The organism is Stutzerimonas sp. LR2 (assembly GCF_055755175.1).
Genome location: NZ_JBVTRR010000063.1, coordinates 1 through 802, shown reverse-complemented (window position 1 = coordinate 802; position 802 = coordinate 1). Strand labels below are relative to the sequence as shown.

At 52.6% G+C, this 802-nt stretch carries 1 protein-coding gene; it reads right to left on the bottom strand.

Annotated elements, in window-relative coordinates; all coding sequences use genetic code 11:
• Positions 1-145: 145 nt before the first annotated feature.
• The gene (locus ACVRRC_RS22045; protein WP_472997587.1) at positions 146-724 is read right to left on the bottom strand and encodes a hypothetical protein; all 579 of its coding nucleotides are present in this window, start codon (positions 722-724) and stop codon (positions 146-148) included.
• Between the last annotated feature and the right edge of the window lie 78 nt (positions 725-802).

Here is an 802-nt window from a genome sequence, read left to right as displayed (position 1 = left end):
CACGCGTTTGAGCTCTTCCACCAGCTGGATGTTCTCTGCGCGCATCTGCTCGCCTTCAGTCAGTTTGCGCGCCAGATAATTTACCAGCGTTTCGTTGACCCGCATGTCGCGCGGGATGCACTTGCCGTCCAGCAGGCCTTGGATTTCAATTGCTGTCATCTTTCTTCTCCTGATATACCAGTTTGCCAGTCAAAATGGCGTCGCGGATGGTGTTGAACTCCTTCGCCCAATACTGCGAATCGACGAAGATTTCCAACTTGGTGTAGTCGTGTTTTTTGCGTTGAATGAAGGCGTCCGCTGCTTCGCGGGTGAAGTGCGCGTTGACGTACTCCCACTCCCAGACGTAGCCAGTTACGGTATGATCAGGCAGTTCGCCGAGCACATCCCATTGCTGGTCGATACGAATAGCCAGAAAATCAGCCCGGTACTCGGTCTGGCATTTTTGGTTGAGCTCTTCCTGTTCTTCTGAATCCAGGTCATCCCAGTATTCCTGCGGGCTAAACCATTTAGCGTCATCCACGGCCACCAGCCAGTCTTCGACATAGCCCATGTCCAGACCGGTGATCAGGCGCTTCTTCTGCACGATGAATAGCGGGTCGGCAGTGCAGTGCTCATCAACACCTTTACCAAGGCAGTGATATTTAAGACGTGACACAAAGTCTGCCCAGGTTTCAGCGTTCAGTGGTGCGCCAGTGGCGAGCGACGGTTTCTGTTCAGTTGTCATGGCTTGGTTTTCCATTAAGGATTTATCCGTTTCACTTCACAGCCAGTATCGCCCTACTCTCTCCGCCAACGAAGTTCT